Source organism: Hydrogenophaga sp. FW305-3-2-15-A-LB1 (assembly GCF_058787875.1).
This window is the reverse complement of sequence record NZ_JBYTAE010000104.1, coordinates 1-18,241: the sequence shown is the minus strand read 5'-3', so window position 1 is coordinate 18,241 and position 18,241 is coordinate 1. Positions and strand designations below refer to the sequence as shown.

General features: G+C 70.3%; 18 protein-coding genes and 1 pseudogene. 13 read left to right on the top strand and 6 right to left on the bottom strand.

Annotated features, from left to right (window positions below):
• On the top strand, window positions 1-655 hold a 655-nt coding region (locus AC3WPZ_RS24945), incomplete at its 5' end, for a DUF1345 domain-containing protein (protein WP_492442099.1).
• A 12-nt stretch (window positions 656-667) separates the two neighbouring features.
• Here the strand turns inward: AC3WPZ_RS24945 and AC3WPZ_RS24940 are convergent.
• Window positions 668-826 carry a hypothetical protein gene (locus tag AC3WPZ_RS24940; RefSeq protein WP_382328135.1) on the bottom strand — a complete coding sequence of 53 codons (159 nt, stop codon included), beginning with the start codon at window positions 824-826 and terminating at the stop codon, window positions 668-670.
• Window positions 827-1,061: 235 nt separating this feature from the next.
• Here AC3WPZ_RS24940 and pyk point away from each other — a divergent pair, with 235 nt between their 5' ends.
• A complete protein-coding gene (gene pyk / locus AC3WPZ_RS24935) occupies window positions 1,062-2,495 on the top strand; it encodes a pyruvate kinase (RefSeq protein WP_492442097.1) in 1,434 nt (477 codons plus the stop codon).
• A gap of 101 nt (window positions 2,496-2,596) precedes the next feature.
• On the opposite strand, the gene AC3WPZ_RS24930 is transcribed toward pyk, so the two are convergent.
• On the bottom strand, window positions 2,597-3,364 hold the full coding sequence (locus tag AC3WPZ_RS24930) for a DUF481 domain-containing protein (protein WP_382153647.1): 768 nt from the start codon (window positions 3,362-3,364) through the stop codon (window positions 2,597-2,599).
• A 143-nt stretch (window positions 3,365-3,507) separates the two neighbouring features.
• Here AC3WPZ_RS24930 and AC3WPZ_RS24925 point away from each other — a divergent pair, with 143 nt between their 5' ends.
• Entirely contained in the window at window positions 3,508-4,398 is an 891-nt protein-coding gene (locus AC3WPZ_RS24925; RefSeq protein ID WP_492442095.1) for an alpha/beta hydrolase, read from the top strand.
• Here the strand turns inward: AC3WPZ_RS24925 and AC3WPZ_RS24920 are convergent.
• Window positions 4,367-4,939 (bottom strand): phosphatase PAP2 family protein, encoded by a 573-nt coding sequence (locus AC3WPZ_RS24920; protein ID WP_492442093.1) that lies wholly within the window; start codon window positions 4,937-4,939, stop codon window positions 4,367-4,369. The two genes, AC3WPZ_RS24925 and AC3WPZ_RS24920, sit on opposite strands and share 32 nt — an antisense overlap.
• 142 nt (window positions 4,940-5,081) lie before the next feature.
• On the opposite strand from AC3WPZ_RS24920, the gene fba reads away from it, so the two are divergent.
• Window positions 5,082-6,146: a class II fructose-bisphosphate aldolase gene (gene fba / locus AC3WPZ_RS24915; RefSeq protein ID WP_382153638.1), complete on the top strand. Its 1,065-nt coding sequence runs from the start codon at window positions 5,082-5,084 to the stop codon at window positions 6,144-6,146.
• Window positions 6,147-6,201: 55 nt separating this feature from the next.
• Here fba and AC3WPZ_RS24910 read toward each other — a convergent pair whose 3' ends face one another.
• Window positions 6,202-7,029, bottom strand: a complete 828-nt coding sequence (locus AC3WPZ_RS24910; protein WP_492442091.1) for an IclR family transcriptional regulator — start codon at window positions 7,027-7,029, stop codon at window positions 6,202-6,204.
• A gap of 182 nt (window positions 7,030-7,211) precedes the next feature.
• Between AC3WPZ_RS24910 and AC3WPZ_RS24905 the strand changes: the two genes are divergently transcribed.
• From AC3WPZ_RS24905 to AC3WPZ_RS24895, 3 genes are all read left to right on the top strand, one after another.
• A complete protein-coding gene (locus tag AC3WPZ_RS24905; protein ID WP_492442089.1) occupies window positions 7,212-8,906 on the top strand; it encodes a long-chain fatty acid--CoA ligase in 1,695 nt (564 codons plus the stop codon).
• A 40-nt stretch (window positions 8,907-8,946) separates the two neighbouring features.
• Window positions 8,947-9,945 (top strand): tripartite tricarboxylate transporter substrate binding protein, encoded by a 999-nt coding sequence (locus AC3WPZ_RS24900; protein WP_382322136.1) that lies wholly within the window; start codon window positions 8,947-8,949, stop codon window positions 9,943-9,945.
• Between the two features lie 129 nt (window positions 9,946-10,074).
• Complete coding sequence (locus AC3WPZ_RS24895) at window positions 10,075-10,983, top strand: phosphoribosylaminoimidazolesuccinocarboxamide synthase (protein ID WP_444687580.1); 909 nt, start codon at window positions 10,075-10,077, stop codon at window positions 10,981-10,983.
• On the opposite strand, the gene trxA is transcribed toward AC3WPZ_RS24895, so the two are convergent.
• Window positions 10,980-11,891, bottom strand: a complete 912-nt coding sequence (trxA, locus tag AC3WPZ_RS24890) for a thioredoxin (RefSeq protein ID WP_382322137.1) — start codon at window positions 11,889-11,891, stop codon at window positions 10,980-10,982. The genes AC3WPZ_RS24895 and trxA overlap by 4 nt on opposite strands.
• 112 nt (window positions 11,892-12,003) lie before the next feature.
• On the opposite strand from trxA, the gene purE reads away from it, so the two are divergent.
• Genes purE through AC3WPZ_RS24875 form a run of 3 tightly spaced genes read left to right on the top strand, consistent with a single transcriptional unit; the run spans window position 12,004 to window position 14,755 of the window.
• On the top strand, window positions 12,004-12,492 hold the full coding sequence (gene purE / locus AC3WPZ_RS24885; protein WP_291111981.1) for a 5-(carboxyamino)imidazole ribonucleotide mutase: 489 nt from the start codon (window positions 12,004-12,006) through the stop codon (window positions 12,490-12,492).
• Window positions 12,489-13,730, top strand: a complete 1,242-nt coding sequence (locus AC3WPZ_RS24880) for a 5-(carboxyamino)imidazole ribonucleotide synthase (RefSeq protein ID WP_492442086.1) — start codon at window positions 12,489-12,491, stop codon at window positions 13,728-13,730. The genes purE and AC3WPZ_RS24880 overlap by 4 nt, the downstream gene beginning before the upstream one ends.
• An 8-nt stretch (window positions 13,731-13,738) precedes the next feature.
• Window positions 13,739-14,755 (top strand): L-threonylcarbamoyladenylate synthase, encoded by a 1,017-nt coding sequence (locus AC3WPZ_RS24875; RefSeq protein ID WP_492442084.1) that lies wholly within the window; start codon window positions 13,739-13,741, stop codon window positions 14,753-14,755.
• Between the two features lie 166 nt (window positions 14,756-14,921).
• Here the strand turns inward: AC3WPZ_RS24875 and dacB are convergent, their stop codons facing one another.
• Entirely contained in the window at window positions 14,922-16,469 is a 1,548-nt protein-coding gene (gene dacB / locus AC3WPZ_RS24870; RefSeq protein ID WP_492442082.1) for a D-alanyl-D-alanine carboxypeptidase/D-alanyl-D-alanine endopeptidase, read from the bottom strand.
• A gap of 127 nt (window positions 16,470-16,596) precedes the next feature.
• On the opposite strand from dacB, the gene tsaB reads away from it, so the two are divergent.
• The 3 genes and pseudogenes from tsaB to AC3WPZ_RS24855 form a co-directional block, all read left to right on the top strand.
• A complete protein-coding gene (gene tsaB, locus AC3WPZ_RS24865; RefSeq protein WP_492442080.1) occupies window positions 16,597-17,367 on the top strand; it encodes a tRNA (adenosine(37)-N6)-threonylcarbamoyltransferase complex dimerization subunit type 1 TsaB in 771 nt (256 codons plus the stop codon).
• Between the two features lie 41 nt (window positions 17,368-17,408).
• Complete coding sequence (gene rimI, locus AC3WPZ_RS24860) at window positions 17,409-17,996, top strand: ribosomal protein S18-alanine N-acetyltransferase (protein ID WP_492442101.1); 588 nt, start codon at window positions 17,409-17,411, stop codon at window positions 17,994-17,996.
• Window positions 17,993-18,241, top strand: a pseudogene (locus AC3WPZ_RS24855) (uracil-DNA glycosylase); the annotation flags it as partial. The gene rimI and the pseudogene AC3WPZ_RS24855, both read left to right, overlap by 4 nt.

Genomic DNA, 18,241 nt, shown 5'->3' with positions numbered 1-18,241 from the left:
GACCCACCTCACGGCCTGGGAGCGGCAGGCGGTGGCCTTGCTGCCGGCGGTGCTCGTGGGCGCCGCCAGCGCCACCTGGGCCTCCCTCCCCGGCCCCGCCCCCTGGCTCATGGCCTGGATCGTGTACTGCGCCACCTACGTGGGTCTGGTCTGGCACCTCGCCGCGCGGCTGGACGCAACCGCCACCCAGCAGCGCGCGCAACGCGAAGACCCGGGTGCCGCGATGCTGTTCGTGCTGGTCACCGCCGCGGCTTGCGCGAGCCTCGTGGCGGTGGCGATGAACGTACAGGCCACACAGGCGCTGCAAGGCTGGCAGCGCGCGTCCAGCCTCGGGCTCATGGCCTTGTCGCTGGCCGGGGCCTGGCTGCTGATCCAGGGCGTGTTCACGCTGCACTACGCGCGGGTGTATTACCGCAGCCAGGGCAGTGCAGACACGCCGGACCGGGGGCTCGGCTTTCCCGACGGCAAGGACCCGGACTACCTCGACCTGCTGTACTACAGCGCGGTGATCGGCATGACTTCTCAGGTGTCCGACGTGAGCATCCGCAGCCGCGGCATGCGGCACCTCACGCTGGTGCACGCCCTGCTGTCGTTCGCGTTCAATCTGATCGTGCTGGCCACGGCGGTCAACGTGTTCGCCAGCGCCGGGCGCTGAGAGCCGCCCGGCTCAAGGCGTGAGCGTGGTGGCCAGGGCCGAGACGGCGGTGTTCATGCCCGCCACGGCCCGCACGAAATGGGCCTCGACGTCGAACCAGGGATGGACCGCTGCCGCCGACACGGCGATCACCAGGGTCGCGAGGTAACCCACGATGGCAGGTGCGGGCATGTGCATGAGGTCCTCCGTGAATGGCTTCGGCGTTCCAGAGGGCATCCTTCGCGCGTGGTTCCACTGTAGGGACGGCTGGCCCGCCGCCCCACCGGACAACGGCGGCTTGGGGTGTCGGACGTGTCCTACAAAAGCGACAGGCGGCGGCCTGTAACCAGCGTGTAACTGGTTTCACGGATAATTGAAACCAAATTACAAACCGGCCTCGCGGCCCCTTCTGGAGACAGCTTCCATCATGTCCATGCGCGCCACCAAGATCGTTGCCACCCTGGGTCCTGCCTCCAGCGACCCCGACCTGCTGGAGCGGATGATCCGCGCCGGTGTCAACGTGGTCCGGCTCAACTTCTCGCACGGCACCGCCCAGGACCACATCGACCGCGCCGAACTGGTGCGCGCGGCGGCCCAGCGCGCGGGCCGCGAGGTCGGCATCATGGCCGACCTGCAGGGGCCCAAGATCCGCGTCGGCAAGTTCGCCCAGGGCAAGGTCATGCTGGAGCCGGGCATGCCCTTCGTGCTCGATGCCTCGCGCACCGAACCCGGCGACATCGAGGGCGTGGGCCTGGACTACAAGGAGCTGCCGCGCGACGTGAAGGCCGGCGACACCCTGCTGCTCAACGACGGCCTGATCGTGCTCACCATCAACAAGGTGGTCGGCCCGGCGGTGCACACCACCGTCAAGCTCGGCGGGGAGCTGTCCAACAACAAGGGCATCAACAAGCAGGGCGGCGGCCTGACCGCCCCCGCGCTGACCGCCAAGGACATGGACGACATCAAGACCGCCATGGGCCTGAAGGCCGACTACGTGGCGGTGAGTTTCCCCAAGAACGCGACCGACATGGAACTGGCCCGCCAGCTCTGCAATGTGGCTGGCGCCGCCCTGGCCCACAAACCGGCGCTGATCGCCAAGATCGAACGCGCCGAGGCGATCCCCGAACTGGCCGCGATCCTCAGGGTGTCCGACGGCATCATGGTCGCGCGCGGCGACCTCGCGGTGGAAGTGGGCAACGCGACGGTGCCCGGCCTGCAGAAGCACATGATCCGCCTTGCGCGCGAAATGGACAAGGTGGTCATCACCGCCACGCAGATGATGGAGAGCATGATCGTCAACCCGGTGCCCACGCGCGCCGAGGTGAGCGACGTGGCCAACGCGGTGCTCGACGGCACCGATGCGGTGATGCTCAGCGCCGAGACCGCCGCCGGCCGCTTCCCGCTGGAAACCGTGATGGAGATGGCCAACATCTGCTCGGAAGCCGAAAAGGCCGAGTACCGCGAACTGTCTGCCGACTTCCAGGGCAAGACCTTCAAGCGCATCGACCAGTCCATCGCCATGGGCGCGCTGTTCACCGCCCACCACCTGGGTGCCAAGGCCATCGTGGCGCTGACCGACTCGGGCTCCACCGCGCTGTGGATGAGCCGGCACAACGTGCGCATGCCGATCTACGCCATGACGCCCAACCTCTCGACCCAACGCCGCATGACGCTCTACCGCAACGTGCGACCGCTGCTCATGGACAACAGCACCGACCGCGACTCCGCGCTGCTGGACGCCGAGGCGCACCTGAAGAAGCGCGGCATCGTGCAGACCGGCGATGTCTACGCCATCACCGTGGGCGAACCCATGGGCCAGCCCGGCGGCACCAACACGCTCAAGATCTGCCGCGCGGCTTAAGCGAGCCCCCCGCCGCGCTGCGCGCGTCCCCCTCAAGGGGGGCGCACCCTGGGACCGGCAAAGCCGGATCCTCGTGTGCCCTGGCCAAAGGCAGCGCCTACTCAGTCAAACCGAAGCGAGACGCCGGTCACGAACATCGTGTCGGCCTTCTTGAGGTTGGTCCCGGGGTCGCTGTCGTAGCGGTAGCTCAGCCCCGCCGACAGGTTGAGCGTCTGTGTCATCGCGACCGTGAGGCCCGTGTCCAGCACGGCGCGGTATTTGCCCGAATCCCGCAAGTCCGGGTACAGCGAGAACTTCTGGCGCAGGCTGGTGGTCTCAGTGAGCTTGTGGCTGGACTCCTCCGCCAGCACCAGCTCCAGGCGGCCGTACCGGTCGCGCATGGCGCCAGCGATGTCGGTGGACCGGATGTAGCGGTCGTAGGTGTAGCCCAGACCGACGGACACGTCGAAGAAGCCCCGCTCCTCCTGCCACACGTGCCGGCCCACACCACTGGCCACCGAGGTCCGGCTGGAGATGTTGGCCAGCCGGTCGCGCAGCAGCTCGCCCGAACCGAAGCCGAACCAGTCCACCGAGAAGTCGCGGTTGTACTGGGTGCGCAGGCCGTAGCGCTCGGTGGTGTCCACGCCCGAACTGCGCGCGCGGTCGGCCTTGGCGGCCCAGGTCCACTTGTCGTCGTCGGTCTCGCGCGCGCCCTCGGCCGCGAGGTTGAGCGTGCCCGCGTTGTTGTTGCCCGAGGAGATGTTGGCGCCGGCGGTCAGCAGGTAGCGCCATTGGCCATCGGGTTTGAGCGTGACCTGGGCCTGCGAGAGCGCTGGCGCGAGCAGGGCCGAGACGGCGGTCAGTGTCGCGATCAGGGGGCGGCAGGGCATGGCGAGTCCTTTCTTGTTGTTCCGGAATGGCAAAGTGATCCTTAAGAGGGTTCGCCTTGGCGGGGCCGCAGTTCCCCGTGTTTTGTGACGAAAGGTTTCGATTCGCCTTGAATCCACCCACCGCCCGGCCGCGTAAAACCCGAATGACCACCCATTCACCGATCCCCACGCCACGCCGTCGCCTGCTGGCAACGCTCGCGCTGCTGCCGTGGCTGCAGGCTTGCTCGCCGCTGCGCCTCATCAATGCCACCGTCAGCAGCGACACGCACACGGTGCTGCGCGACCAGGCCTACGGCAGCCACGCGCGCCAACGGGCCGACGTGTACATCCCCGCCCCTGCCATCACCGCCGCGCCCCTCGCCGTGTTCTTCTATGGCGGCAGTTGGAGCAGCGGCGACCGGGCGGACTACCGGTTCGTCGGCGAGGCCCTGGCCTCGCGCGGCATCGTCACCGTGGTGGCCGACTACCGTCTGAGCCCCGATGTGCGCTACCCGGTGTTCCTGGAGGACGGCGCCGACGCGGTGCGCTGGGCCGCCGACCACGCGGCGTCGTTCGGCGCCTCGCGCGAACACGTCTTCGTGGTGGGCCACAGCGCGGGCGCCTACAACGCGGCCATGCTGGCGCTCGACCCTCGCTGGCTGGCGCGCGTGGACCTGGCCCCGCGCCAGTTGGCCGGCTGGGTGGGCCTGGCCGGGCCCTACGATTTCCTGCCCATCGGCAATCCCGAGGTGCAGGTGGCCTTCGAATGGCCCCACACGCCGGCCGACTCGCAGCCCCTGTTCCACGCCAACGCGGGCCATGCCACGCCCCGGCGCGTGCTCCTGCTGGCCGCCCGGAAAGACACCCTGGTGAACCCGCAGCGCAACACGCTCGCCATGGCTCGGGCGCTGGAAAGGCGAGGCACGCCGGTGGACGTCGAGCTGTTGGACCGCGTCAACCACACGACGTTGATCGGTGCGATGGCACGCCCGCTGCGCGGACTGGCGCCGGTGCTGGATCGCGTCAGCGGTTTCCTGAACCGGCCACCGGCCTGACCGGCCAGGCGGCGCGGCACCGCGCCAGCCACGCGAAGCCCTGCCGGGCCGTCACCGCGCATGCCGCCCCCAGCAGCAGGCCCACGGCGATGTCCGACACAAAGTGCAAACCCAGGAACACCCGGCTCCAGGCGATGGCCAGCGCCACCCCACCGGCCACGACCAGCCAGCGGCGCGGGCGCGACGGAGCGAACAGCGTGAGCGCCAGGGCCCAGGCGCCCGCCACCGCCGCATGAAAGCTCGGAAAACTCGCCGTGGCCGCATGTTCGAGCCACTGCCCGCCCAGGCCCAGTTCGAAGGGCCGGGCCACGTGCACCGTTTCGCGGATGCCGCGCACCGCCAGCCAGGCCAGCACCATGGCCAGGCACACGCCGAGAAACTGCCGGCGCCCGGTTGGACCGAACAGCAGCAGGGGCACGAGGCCCAACACCGCCAGGGCGGGCAGGTCGGTGGACACCCAGCGCGCCAGCGCGAGCAGCCAGGCCGGCGTGTCGGCCGTGGCATTGATCCAGAGGAAAAGCAGGGTGTCGAGTTGGGTCATGGCAGGGTGGAAAGTTCGACCCAGTCTGGCCGGCGCACATTAAGGGCGTGTGAAATGACACAAGTCCGTCACCTCCGGCCAACAGGTCGAAAGTTAAAATGCCGGGTTACACCACGGTTACCAACTGATTAAGGGGAATCTCATGGCGCTCGTTTCCATGCGCGAACTGCTCGACCACGCCGCCGCCAACGGCTACGGCATTCCGGCTTTCAACGTCAACAACCTCGAACAGGTGCAGGCCGTGATGGCCGCCGCCGACGAAGTCGGCGCGCCGGTGATCCTGCAAGCCAGCGCCGGCGCCCGCAAATACGCCGGCGAGCCCTTCATCAAGCACCTGATCCAGGCCGCAATGGAGGCCTACCCGCACATCCCCCTGGTGATGCACCAGGACCACGGCACCTCGCCCAAGATCTGCGAAGGCGCGATCAACCTGGGCTTCGGCTCGGTGATGATGGACGGTTCGCTGATGGAAGACGGCAAGACCCCGGCCTCGTTCGACTACAACGTGGACGTGACCCGCAAGGTGGTGGACATGGCGCACAAGGTCGGCGTCACCGTGGAAGGTGAGCTCGGCTGCCTGGGCAACCTGGAAACCGGCGAAGCCGGCGAGGAAGACGGCATCGGCGCCGAAGGCAAGCTGGACCACAGCCAGATGCTGACCGACCCCGAGGAAGCCGCCGTCTTCGTCAAGGCCACCCAGCTCGACGCCCTGGCCATCGCCATCGGCACCAGCCACGGCGCCTACAAGTTCAGCCGCAAGCCCACCGGCGACATCCTGGCGATCAGCCGCGTGAAGGAAATCCACAAGCGCATTCCCAACACCCACCTGGTGATGCACGGTTCCTCGTCCGTGCCGGCCGAGCTGCTGGCCATCATCAACCAGTACGGCGGCAAGATGAAGGAGACCTACGGCGTGCCGGTCGAGGAGATCCAGGAAGCCATCAAGCACGGCGTGCGCAAGATCAACATCGACACCGACATCCGCCTGGCGATGACCGGCGCGGTGCGCAAGTTCCTGGCCGAGAACCCCGACAAGTTCGACGCCCGCGAGTGGCTCAAGCCCGCGCGCGAAGCCGCCAAGCAGGTCTGCAAGGCCCGTTACCTGGAGTTCGGCTGCGAAGGCCAGGGCAGCAAGATCAAGGGCGAGAGCCTGCAGGTCGTCGCGGCGAAGTACGCCAAGGGCGAACTCGCCCAGCTCGTGAACTGAGCGTCCACCGCTCCCTCGAAAACGCCACCACCGCCGGTGGCGTTTTTCATGGCGCTCAATCCTCCCATGCAGCGGCCTGGATGGCCGCCACGATCTCGCGGCCCGAGCGCACCAGCGCAGGCCCGAAGTTCTCGTGCAGCAAGGCCCCCTGCAGGCGCGAGGCCGGCCCGCCCACGGTGAGCGCCAGCGGCTCGCGGCCGTCGCCCAGGTCGATGCCCACGCCGATCGCGGCGATCTCGCTCTCCCATTCGGATTCCGACGTCACGCAGCCGCGCTCGGCGTGGTCGGCCTCGGCGCGCCGCAGCCCGGCTTCGCGCACCGGCCACAGCGCCGCGTTTTCCGCCTGCAGCCGGCCGGCGATCAGCGCCCGCATGCCCGGTGGTGTGGCGCACCAGATCGCACGCCCCATCGCGGTCTCGGCGAACGGCAGGCGCGTGCCCACGTCCAGCCCAAGGATGAGGCGCGCCGTGCTGCGGCAGTGCGCTACATAGACCACCGAGGTGCCATGCCGCACACCCAAGGAGATCGCGGCCTGGGTGTGCTCGGCCAACGTCTCCATGAACGGCCGCGCGATGCGCCCGACCTGGAAGTTGGACAACACGCTGAAGCCCAGCGAGAGCACCGCCGGGCTCAGCGCGTACTCGCCAGTGGCCGCGCGGTGCCGCAGGTAGCCCAGGCTGGTCAGCGTGAACGTGAGGCGCGAGACGGTGGCCTGCGGCAACCCGGTGCGGCGCGCGAGTTCCTGGTGCGCGAGCCAGCGGTCCGACGGGCCGAAGCTGCGCAGCACCGTGAGCCCGCGCGCCAGGGCGGTGACGAAACGGCGGTCCTCGGCGGGATCGGTGTCGGCCAGCGGGGTCGCTGGCGTGTGGCGCTGGCGCCCCATGGGATGTCTCCTTTTTCTGCAGATCGGAATACGGCACCTCCCGTATTCCGCGCATCGGAATTCTGAGGCTCTTTCGTCGGATGCCGGATGCTCGGTTTCCCTCAATGGCATTTACACGGCCAAGGCGTGGACCGTATATTGATCTTCATCTTCTTGTTTTCCGCCAAGCGGAATCAAACACCATGCCCTCGCAAACGGCCCACTGGCCGCCCGGCCTGCCCCGGCAACTCACGCTGCCGCAGACCAACCTCTTCTACAACCTCGAGGTCTCGGCCACGCGGTTTCCCGACAAGCCCTTCATCGTCTTCTACGACACGCCGCTGAGCTACGCGCGCTTCCTGCGCGAGGCCGAGCACATCGCCGGGCACCTGCAACAGGTGTGCGGCGTGAAGCCGGGCGACCGCGTGCTGCTGTGCATGCAGAACAGCCCGCAATGGGCCCTGGCCTTCTACGGCATCCTGCGCGCCAACGCGGTGGTGGTGCCGGTGAACCCGATGAACCGCGAGGAAGAGCTGCGCCATTGCCTCAGCGACAGCGGCGCGCAGGCGGCCTTCGTGGCGCAGGACCTGTTGCCGCAGCTGCGACCGCTGCTCACCACCGAGACCGAGGGCGAAGGCCTGCGCCACCTCGTGGTCGCCACCTACAGCGACCACCTGCGCGTGCCCACCGAACTGCGCGTGCCCGACTTCGTGGCCGCGCCGCGCTCACCCATCGAAGGCCACGGCCTCGTGGCCTGGGCCGACATGGTGGCCGCCGCCCGCGCGCCCGGGCCGCTGACCACCGGGCCCGACGACCTCTGCGCCATGCCCTACACCTCGGGCACCACCGGCCTGCCCAAGGGCTGCATGCACACCCACCGCAGCGTGATGAGCACGCTGGTCGGCGGCGTGCGCTGGTTCGGCACCTCGCAGGACGCGGTCTGTCTCTCGGTGCTGCCCTTCTTCCACGTCACCGGCCTCTCCGGCAGCCTGAACGGCCCGCTGTACGCGGGCGCGACCCTGGTGGTGCTCTCGCGCTGGGACCGCGAGGTCGCCGCGATCTGCATGCAGCGCTACCGCGTCACGATGTGGCAGGCGATCTCCACCATGGTGATCGACTTCCTCGCGCACCCGCAGCTCGACCAGTTCGACCTGGCCAGCCTGGCCTGCGTGCGCGGCGGCGGCGCCGCCATGCCCGACGCGGTGGCCGCGCGCCTCAAGGCGCTCACCGGGCAGGACTACATCGAGGGCTACGGCATGTCCGAGACCATGGCCGCCACCCACATCAACCCCACGCACCGGCCCAAGCCCCAGTGCCTGGGCCTGCCGGTGTTCGACGTGGACGCGCGCGTGCTCGAACCCGACACCCTGACCGAACGCCCCGCCGGCGAGACCGGCGAGATCGTGGTGCACGGGCCGCAGCTCATGCAGGGCTACTGGCGCAACCCGCAGGCCACCAGCGAGGCCTTCATCGAGATCGACGGCCAGCGCTTCCTGCGCACCGGCGACCTCGGCCACGTCGATCAAGAAGGCTACTTCTTCATGACCGACCGGCTCAAACGCATGATCAACGCGAGCGGCTTCAAGGTCTGGCCGGCCGAGGTGGAGGCGCTCATGTACCACCACCCGGCGATCCAGGAAGCCTGCGTGATCGGCGTGCGCGACGCGCGCCGCGGCGAGACCGTCAAGGCCCTGGTGGTGCTGCGGCCTGGACAGCGGGGCCAGGTCAGCGAACAGGACGTGATCGAGTGGGCGCACGGCCACATGGCCGCCTACAAGAGCCCGCGCATCGTGGAATTCGTGGAAACGCTGCCCCGCTCGGGCAGCGGCAAGGTGATGTGGCGCGAACTGCAGGCGCAGCAGGCCGCGCGCGACGCACAGACACCCCATCCCTCCTGAGCAACCGCCCACCCGGCATCACCACAGAAGGAGACAAGGCATGCAACACCCCTCATCACCCCCCTCGAAGCGCCGCCGCGCGCTGCTGCTGGCCAGCGCCGCCAGCGCGGGCCTGGCCCCGTTCGGCCTCGCACAGGCGCAATCGCCCGCGTACCCGAACCGCCCCGTGACCATGATCATTCCCTGGCCCGCCGGCGGCTCGACCGACCGCCACCTGCGTGCGCTCGCCGAGATCGCCAGCAAACACCTGGGCCAGCCCATCGTGATCGAGAACCGCCCCGGTGCCGGCGGCACCCTGGGCCCCAGCACCATGGCGCAAACCGCCAAGCCCGATGGCTACACCATCGCCCAGTTCCCGCTCGGCCTGCTGCGCATGCCGCACATGCAGAAGACCAACTGGGACCCGCTGACCGACTTCACCTACATCATCGGCGTCTCGGGCTACACCTTCGGCCTCACCGTCAAGGCCGACTCGCCCTACAAGACCTTCAAGGACTACATCGAGGCCGCGCGCAAGCAGCCCGGCGCCATCAACTACGGCTCCACCGGCACCGGCAGCAGCCCGCACCTGCTGATGGAAGAGCTGGCCGGCAACGCCAAGGTGCAACTCACGCACGTGCCCTTCAAGGGCAACGCCGACCTGCAGGCCGCCCTGCTCGGCGGCCACGTGATGGCGCAGAGCGACGCCAGCGGCTGGGACAAGTACGTGGACGGCGGCCAGATGCGCCTGCTGGTCACCTTCGGCGAACAGCGCACCCAGCGCTGGCCCGAGGTGCCCACCGCGCAGGAGCTCGGCTACGGCGTGGTGTCCACCTCACCCTATGGCCTGGCCGGCCCCAAGGGCATGGACCCGGCCGTCACCAAGGTGCTGCACGATGCGTTCAAGAAGGCCATGGAGGACCCCAGGCACATCGAGGTGCTGGGCCAGCTCAACCAGGCCATGTGGTACCGCAGCGGCGACGACTACCGCAAGTGGGCGGCCGAGACCTACGCCAAGGACAAGACCCTGATCGAACGCCTGGGGCTCGCCGCCAAATAGGCGCCGCACCGGCGGACTCGACTTTCGGCCCCATCCCGCCGCCAACTTGCGATAATCCCCCGGAATGGTTCAAAGCCCGTTGGCTGTTCAACGGGCTTTTTTCTTGTCTTGCTTTTTTCCGATCCGATCATGACCTCTGCCTTGCACACCTCGGCCCTGACCTCCCTGCCCCTGCTGGCGCGCGGCAAGGTGCGCGACAACTACGCCGTGGGCGACGACCGCATTCTGATGGTGGCGAGCGACCGCATCAGCGCGTTCGACGTGATCATGGGCGAACCGATCCCCGGCAAGGGCGAGCTGCTCACCCGGCTCTCGCTGTTCTGGTTCGACCAGCTCGGCCCCAAGGGTTTGAACATCTGCCCGATCCACCTCACCGGCGACGCACCCGAGAGCGTGGTCTCGCCCGCCGAGGTGCCGCAGGTCACCGGCCGCTCGATGCTGGTGCAGCGCCTCAAGCCGATCCCGGTGGAAGCCGTGGTGCGCGGCTACCTGGCCGGCAGCGGCTGGAAGGAGTACCAGGAAAGCCGCTCGGTCTGCGGCGTGAAGCTGCCCGAGGGCCTGCAGAACGCCTCGCAATTGCCCGAGCCCATCTACACGCCCGCGGCCAAGGCGGCCATGGGCGAGCACGACGAGAACATCACCTTCGAGCGCACGGTCGAGATGATCGGCCCCGAACTCGCCGCGCAGATTCGCGACGTGTCGATCGCGCTCTACCAGGCAGCCGCGGCGATCGCGCTGAAGAAGGGCATCATCATTGCCGACACCAAGTTCGAGTTCGGCCTGGACAAGGCCGGCAAGCTGGTGCTCATGGACGAGGTGCTCACGCCCGACAGCTCGCGCTACTGGCCGGCCGAGAGCTACGTGGTGGGCCAGAACCCGCCCAGCTACGACAAGCAGTTCCTGCGCGACTGGCTGGAGACCGCGCAGGTCAGCGGCAAGCCCTGGGACAAGACCCCCCCCGCGCCGCGCCTGCCGCGCGAGGTGATCGAGAAGACCGCCGCGAAGTACCAGGAGGCGCTCACGCGCCTGATGGGCTAGCTCAAGACAACGGACGACAGGCGGCGGCGGTAGGTCGCCACCGTCGGGTCTTCCGGCGGCACCTGGCCTTCGGCCACCTTGGGCTTGGGTGGGTCGATCACGTCGAGGATGGCGATGAAGGTCTTGCGCGCCAGCTCCTCTTTCCAGGCCTTGTCGCGCATCAGGATCTCCAGCAGTTCGTCCATGGCCGCCGTCCACTGGCCGTAGGCCATGAGCAGTTGCGCGAGCGCGAAGCGCGATTCGAAGTCGCGCTTGTTGGCGGCGATGGCGGCCTGCAGCTCCGCCGCGCGGGCATCGGGGTCGGCCACCTCGGCCTGCGCATCGCGCGCGGCCATCCAGCGCTGCAGCGAGTCGAGCCGGCGCACGCCCGCGGCCTTGGCGATCACCGGGGCGAACGCCACCTTGGCGTCGTCGTCCTGCCCCATCTCCAGCAGCAGCTTCACGAGGTCGAAGCGCGCGTCGTCGTTGTCCGGTGCCGCCTGCACCGCCTCGCGCATCTTCTCCAGCGCGCCGTCCAGATCGCCCTGGGCGAGCGCGTCCTGCGCATCGGGCTCCACCGCCTCGGCCTCGGCTTCGTCGCCGCCGGGGGGCAGGTGCTTGTCGAGGAAGGCCTTGATCTGGCCCTCGGGCATCGCGCCCATGAAACCATCGACCGGCTGACCGTTCATGAGCAGCACGCAGGTGGGAATGCTGCGGATGCCGAAGGCGGCGGCGAGCTGCTGCTCCTGGTCGGAATCGATCTTGACCAGCTTGAAGCGGCCGGCGTAATCGGCCTCCAGCTTCTCCAGCAGCGGGCCGATCACCTTGCAGGGGCCGCACCACGGGGCCCAGAAATCCACCAGCACGGGGGTGTGCATCGAAGCCTCGATGACCTCGGCTTCAAAGTTGGCGACGGTGACGTTGATCATGGGAGCGGCCTGGGCAAACGTAAAATCCACACTTTACCGGAGACGCCATGCCCTGCCATGCGCGCGACCGCTCCAGCCCCCCGCGGGGGGCGCATCGGCCAGAGGCACCGTCATGAACTCCATCCAAGTGGGTGTGCTCATGGGCTCCAGCAGCGACTGGGACACCATGCAGCACGCCGTGCAGATCCTGCAGGACTTCGGCATCGCGCACGAGGCGCGCGTGGTCTCGGCGCACCGCATGCCCGACGACATGTTCACCTACGCCGAGGCGGCCGCGGGGCGCGGGCTCAAGGCGATCATCGCCGGGGCCGGCGGCGCGGCGCACCTGCCGGGCATGCTGGCGGCCAAGACCGTGGTGCCGGTGCTCGGCGTGCCGGTGGCCAGCAAACACCTCAGCGGCGTGGACTCGCTGCACAGCATCGTGCAGATGCCCAAGGGCATCCCCGTGGCCACCTTCGCCATCGGCGCGGCCGGCGCGGCCAACGCGGCGCTGTTCGCCGTGGCCCTGCTGGCCAGCCACGACCCCGAGCTGCGCCACAAGCTCGACACCTTCCGCGCCCAACAGACCGCCGCCGCCCGCGCGATGACCCTGCCCGCATGAGCTTCAAGACCCTTCTCCCCGGCAACCCTTCCGTGCACAGCGGCCAGCAGACCACGCTGGGCGTGATGGGTGGCGGCCAGCTCGGCCGCATGTTCGTGCAGGCGGCGCAGGCCATGGGCTATTTCACCGTGGTGCTCGACCCCGATCCGGCCAGCCCCGCCGGCCTGGTCAGCCACCACCACATCAGGACCGCCTACGACGACGAGCAGGGCCTGGCCCAGCTGATGCAGCGCTGTGACGCCATCACCACCGAATTCGAGAACGTGCCGGCGCACGCCCTGCTCACGCTCGCGGCCCAGCGGCCGGTGGCCCCGTCCGCCGCCTGCGTGGCCGTGGCGCAGGACCGCGTGAAGGAGAAGGCCCACTTCGAGCACTGCGCGCCCATCAGCGGCGTGGCACCGGCGCCGCACGCCGTCATCACCACCGACGCCTCGCTCAAGGCCGTGCCGGCCGATCTGCTGCCCGGCATCCTGAAGACCGCGCGCATGGGCTACGACGGCAAGGGCCAGGTGCGCGTGTCCACGCGCGAGGAACTCGCCGCCGCCTGGGACGACCTGGACAAGGTGCCCTGCGTGCTGGAGAAGCTGCTCCAGCTGCGCGCCGAATGCTCGGTGATCGTGGCCCGCGGCGCCGACGGCCAGGTCGTGAGCTTTCCGGTGCAGAAGAACACGCACCACGACGGCATCCTCGCCCTCACCGAGGTCTTCGACGGCGCGCTCGATCCCACGCTGGCACAGCGCGCGCAAGCCAGCACGGTGGCCATCGCGAACCACCTGCAGTACGTGGGCGTGCTGTGCGTCGAGTACTTCGTGGTGCAGAACGCCGATGGCGCGCTCGACCTTGTGGTCAACGAAATGGCGCCGCGCCCGCACAACAGCGGCCACTACACGCAGAACGCCTGCGACCTGTCGCAGTTCGAAGCCCAGGTGCGCGCGCTCGCCGGCCTGCCGCTGCCCACGCCGCGCCAGCACAGCCCGGCCATCATGGTCAACCTGCTGGGCGATCTCTGGTTCGCGCCCAATGCCGTGCGCGCGCAAGCCAGCAGGACACCCGTGTCGCCGCCCTGGGGCGCGGTGCTGGCCCTGCCCGGCACCCACCTGCACCTCTACGGCAAGCTGGGCGCCCGCCCGGGCCGCAAGATGGGCCACCTCAACGTCACCGGCGCCAGCGTGGCCCAGGTGCGCGAGACCACCGCGCAGGTGCTGGCGCTGCTCGGCCTGCCCGCGCTCGGCGCCTGAGGCGCGCCATGCCACCGCCGCTGCTGTCCGCGCAAGACCCCGCCGCCATCGAGCGCGCGGCGCAGCGCCTGGCCGACGGCTCGCTGGTGGGCATGCCCACCGAAACCGTCTACGGCCTCGCGGCCGATGCCGACAACGCCACGGCGGTGCACCGCATCTTCGAGGCCAAGGGCCGCCCGGCCGACCACCCGCTGATCGTGCACCTCGCGCCCGGCCCGGGCGCGCACGGCTGGCGCGCCGACGTGGACCACTACGCGCGCGAGGTCCCCGCCTTTGCCGCCTCGCTCATGCACGCCTTCTGGCCCGGCCCGCTCACGCTGATCCTGCCGCGCCGCGAGGGTGTGGCCGCGGTCGCCGCCGGCGGGCAGGACTCGGTCGGCCTGCGCTGCCCGGCCCACCCCGTGGCCCAGGCCCTGCTGAGCGCGGCCGCCGCGCGCGGCGTGAGCGGCGTGGCGGCGCCCAGCGCCAACCGCTTCGGCCGCGTGAGCCCCACCACCGCCGCGCACGTGGCCGAGGAGTTCGCCAGCCTGGCGGAAGACGAATTGCTGATCCTCGACGGCGGCGCCTGCCCGGTGGGCATCGAATCCACCATCGTCGACTGCACGCGCGGCCACCCCGTGCTGCTGCGCCCCGGCATGATCACCGTCGCGCAACTTGAAGCGGCCTGCGGCCAGCCCCTGCGCGAGCGCGACGAGGCCGCGCCGCGCGCCTCGGGCACGCTGGAATCGCACTACGCGCCGCGCGCCAAGGTGCGGCTGATGGACGCGCATCAGCTGCGCTCGGCCTTCCAGGTGCTGGGCAACGACGCGAAGCACATCGCGCTCTACGCGCGCAGCCCCGTGGAGCCCGCGCGAAGCGTGCCGCGCCGGCGCATGCCGGACGACGCGGCCGCCGCCGCCCAGGAACTCTTTGCCGTGTTGCGCGAGCTGGACGCCACCGGCGTGCGCCTCATCTGGGTGGAAACGCCACCGGAAGACCCGGCCTGGGACGGCGTGCGCGACCGGCTGAGGCGCGCCGCGGCATGAGGAGGAACACCCCCCTGCGCCGCTTTGCGGCTTCCCCCCTCTGTGGCGCGCCTTCGGCGCTTCGAGGGGGGACGGCATCTCGGGCCGGCGGAGCCGGACCCTTGATGCCCCTGGACGGGGCTGCTTCATCCGATGCGGGTCGCGCTCCGGCGCGGTAAAAGCCGCATCAATCCGGCAGCAGGGCCGTCCACTCCAGCAGCGCGTCCAGCGCGGGCCGGGCGGCGGAGGCGTTGGGGTGGTTGATGAACCCCACCACCACATAACGCGCCCCATTGGCCGCGTTGACGTAGCCGGCGATGCCGGTGACGTCGCGCAGCGTGCCGGTCTTGACCCAGGCGTTGCCGCGCGCGGCGCTCTGGCCACCGCGCGCCAGCCGCGCCGCGGTGCCGCTGACGCCTGCGATCGAAAGCGACTGCACGAACTGCACGCCCTGCGGGTGGCGCGCGGCGTGGCGCAGCAGGCCCGCCAGCGCCTCGGGCGTGATGCGCTCCTCGCGCGAGAGGCCCGAGCCGTTGTCGAGCACCGGCCCCGGCATGCGGGGGCCGAAGGTGCGTTTCCACCAGTCGGTCACGACCTCGCGCGAGTATTCGAAGCGCGCCGGGCGTGAGGGCACCAGCCGGGCGGCGGCCGAACCCGGGGCCACCACGGCCAGCACGGGCGTGGCCGTCTGCGGCGGCGCCAGCTGGCCCAGCGTGAGGAACACCTGCTGCGCCATCACGTTGTTGCTCCACTGGTTCACGTCCACGATGACCTCGGACAGGGGCAGCGAGCGCGCCTCGTGCAGCAACTGCACCTCGGCCGGCATGGTGCCGTCGCGCACCTGGCCGGTGATGGAGCCGCCGCTGGCGCGCCACAGACCTTCCATCGCGCGCGCGGCGTAGCTCGCGGGCTGCTGGTAGGCCACGGGCCACTTGAGTTCACCGCAGACCTGCGGGTAGCGGCCCTCGAAGCGGATGCTGTTCGGGTCGTCGAAGCGGGCCTGCACGGTGCTGCGCCAGTCGCCGCAGGCGGTGCCGCGCGAGAGCGGCACGGAGGCGTCGACCGCCAGGCCGGCCATGGGCGGCTCGCTGACCACGTGGGCCACGCCGTTGGCCAGATCGGGCTGGAAGGTGAGGATGACCGACTTGAAATTGACCAGCAGCGCGTCGGGCGTGGCGTTGTAGGGCCGCAGGGCCTCGCCGTCGAAGGCGCCGGGGTCGATCGCGGGCAGCTCGAACGCGCTGTGATCGAGCACCATGTCGCCCAGGATCACGCGCACGCCCTTGGCCTGCAGGGCCAGGTAGGCCTCCTGGATGCGTTCGAGCACGAACTTGGGATCGCCGCCCCCGCGCACGTACAGGTTGCCGCGCAGCACGCCGTTCTCGACCGTGCCGTCGGTGTAGAAGCGGGTGTTCCAGGTGAAATCGCTGCCCAGCAGGTCGATGGCGGCGTAGGTCGTCACCAGCTTCATCACCGAGGCCGGGTTCACCGGGGTGCTGGCGCGGTGGCGCAGGCGCTCATGGGCGTCGGGATCGACCGAGATCACCAGCGCCGACAGCGCGCTGGCCGGCACCTGGGCCCGGCTCATGGCCGCCAGCACCGCGGGCGGCAGGGGGTCGCTCCGGCCCGCCATCTGGGCGCACGCGGGCAGCGCCAGGCCGGCCAGCAGGCTCAGCACCAGCCCGCGCACCGGGCGCAAGGCGGTCACACGGCGGAGGAAGTCGATATCGAACATGGTGTTTCATTATGAAACGGCACCGGGGAAGAACCGGCCACGGCTGTGTGAATGGCCGTTGCGGTGGATGGCCGGCGGCGCGCCCCCACCCCGGAAACGGAGGCACCCGGTGCCCGATAATCCCGGGATGCCTTCCGCCTTGCGCCTGCTCGCCCTTGAAACCAGCACCGACACCCTCTCGGTCGCCCTGGGCAGCGGCGCGCCCGACGGCCCGCTGTGGCAGCACAGCGGCCCGGGCGGCGCGATGGCGTCCACCACCCTGCTGCCGCTGGTGAAACAGCTGCTCGATGCCTCGGGCTGGGCCCTGAACAGCCTGGACGCCGTGGTGTTCGGCCGGGGGCCGGGCTCGTTCACCGGCCTGCGCACCGCCTGTGCCGTGGCCCAGGGCCTGGCCTACGGAGCGCAGGATGCGGCCCGCCCGCGGGGCCTGCCGGTGCTGCCGGTCGACACCCTCCTCGCCCTGGCCGAAGAGGCCCGCTGGAACCACCGGCACGCCGGCCAGACCCCGCCCAAGCGCATCGCCGCCCTGCTCGACGCCCGCATGGGCGAGCTGTACGTGGCCACCTACGCCTGCGCGCCAGCAGGGCTGTCACCGCTGGCGCCGGCCCGCCTGTGCGCGCCGGCCGACCTGGGCGCGCACCTTCAGGCCGATGGCGCCACCCTGCTCGCGGGCAACGTGTTCGACAGCTACGCCAGCGCCCTGGCCGAACTGCCGGGCACCCGCCTGCCGGCCCTGCCCACGGCCGCCGCGCTGCTGCGCCTGGCGCCCGGCCTGCTGGCCGCGGGCGCGGCGGTGGCCGCGCGCGATGCCCTGCCGCTGTACGTGCGCGACAAGGTGGCCCAGACCACCGACGAGCGCGAACGCCTGAGAGCGGCCGTGGCGGCCGTCACGCCCTGAGGCTCACGATGGACACCACCGTGAACGCCCTGCTGCGGGCCATGACCCCCTGCGCCACCCAGCCCCCGCAGGCGGTGTGGCCACTGCCGGACACCGTGCGCCCCCCGGCCACCCGCGAACGCCGCATCGCCTTCGAGCCCATGACCGAGGCCGACCTGGACGCCGTGCGGGCGGTGGAAGTCACGGCCTACGCCCACCCCTGGTCGCGCAAGCATTTCCACGATTCGCTGCAGGCCGGCTACCCGGCGGTGTTGCTGCTGGGCGAGGCGCTGCCAGGTGAACAGGCGCAGGCCGTGCGCGCCGACGGCCGCGTGCTGCTGGGTTACCTCGTGGCCATGCCGGGCGTGGACGAGGTGCACCTGCTCAACATCACCGTGGCGCCGGCCCACCAGCGCCAGGGTTGGGCGCGCTTCATGCTCGACGCGCTGGTGCTGTGGTCGCGCGGCCAGCAGGCCCAGTGGCTCTGGCTGGAGGTGCGCCAGAGCAACGAAGCCGCGCGCCGCCTGTACGAGCGCTACGGTTTCTCGCAGGTCGGCCTGCGCAAGGGCTACTACCCGGACGGCCACCTGCGCCGGGAAGACGCCATCGTCATGAGCCTGAACCTGATGGCGGCGCGGGGCACCCGATGAGCGACGACGTGCTCGACACCTCCTTTGTTCCGCTGCTCGATGCGCGCCAGCGCGCCATGCTGGCCGAGATGGGCGTGCGCGTCTGGGCGCCCAAGCCCGTGCCGCCGGCCGTGGCGGGCCCCGTGGTGGAGGCACCCCAGGTCGCCGCCGGGACGCCCAAGGTCGCGGCGCCACCGGCCACCGCGCCTTCGCGCCCGGTGCCAACCCCAGCCCCGAGCAGCGCGCCGCTCGCGCCCGCCGAAGCC

Excerpts from the sequence above, each read along its gene's own strand:
- AC3WPZ_RS24940 (WP_382328135.1), bottom strand. The coding sequence starts at position 826 with ATGCCCGCACCTGCCATCGTGGGTTACCTCGCGACCCTGGTGATCGCC.
- pyk (WP_492442097.1), top strand. The coding sequence starts at position 1,062 with ATGTCCATGCGCGCCACCAAGATCGTTGCCACCCTGGGTCCTGCCTCC.
- AC3WPZ_RS24930 (WP_382153647.1), bottom strand. The coding sequence starts at position 3,364 with ATGCCCTGCCGCCCCCTGATCGCGACACTGACCGCCGTCTCGGCCCTG.
- AC3WPZ_RS24925 (WP_492442095.1), top strand. The coding sequence starts at position 3,508 with ATGACCACCCATTCACCGATCCCCACGCCACGCCGTCGCCTGCTGGCA.
- AC3WPZ_RS24920 (WP_492442093.1), bottom strand. The coding sequence starts at position 4,939 with ATGACCCAACTCGACACCCTGCTTTTCCTCTGGATCAATGCCACGGCC.
- fba (WP_382153638.1), top strand. The coding sequence starts at position 5,082 with ATGGCGCTCGTTTCCATGCGCGAACTGCTCGACCACGCCGCCGCCAAC.
- AC3WPZ_RS24910 (WP_492442091.1), bottom strand. The coding sequence starts at position 7,029 with ATGGGGCGCCAGCGCCACACGCCAGCGACCCCGCTGGCCGACACCGAT.
- AC3WPZ_RS24905 (WP_492442089.1), top strand. The coding sequence starts at position 7,212 with ATGCCCTCGCAAACGGCCCACTGGCCGCCCGGCCTGCCCCGGCAACTC.
- AC3WPZ_RS24900 (WP_382322136.1), top strand. The coding sequence starts at position 8,947 with ATGCAACACCCCTCATCACCCCCCTCGAAGCGCCGCCGCGCGCTGCTG.
- AC3WPZ_RS24895 (WP_444687580.1), top strand. The coding sequence starts at position 10,075 with ATGACCTCTGCCTTGCACACCTCGGCCCTGACCTCCCTGCCCCTGCTG.
- trxA (WP_382322137.1), bottom strand. The coding sequence starts at position 11,891 with ATGATCAACGTCACCGTCGCCAACTTTGAAGCCGAGGTCATCGAGGCT.
- purE (WP_291111981.1), top strand. The coding sequence starts at position 12,004 with ATGAACTCCATCCAAGTGGGTGTGCTCATGGGCTCCAGCAGCGACTGG.
- AC3WPZ_RS24880 (WP_492442086.1), top strand. The coding sequence starts at position 12,489 with ATGAGCTTCAAGACCCTTCTCCCCGGCAACCCTTCCGTGCACAGCGGC.
- AC3WPZ_RS24875 (WP_492442084.1), top strand. The coding sequence starts at position 13,739 with ATGCCACCGCCGCTGCTGTCCGCGCAAGACCCCGCCGCCATCGAGCGC.
- dacB (WP_492442082.1), bottom strand. The coding sequence starts at position 16,469 with ATGTTCGATATCGACTTCCTCCGCCGTGTGACCGCCTTGCGCCCGGTG.
- tsaB (WP_492442080.1), top strand. The coding sequence starts at position 16,597 with ATGCCTTCCGCCTTGCGCCTGCTCGCCCTTGAAACCAGCACCGACACC.
- rimI (WP_492442101.1), top strand. The coding sequence starts at position 17,409 with ATGACCCCCTGCGCCACCCAGCCCCCGCAGGCGGTGTGGCCACTGCCG.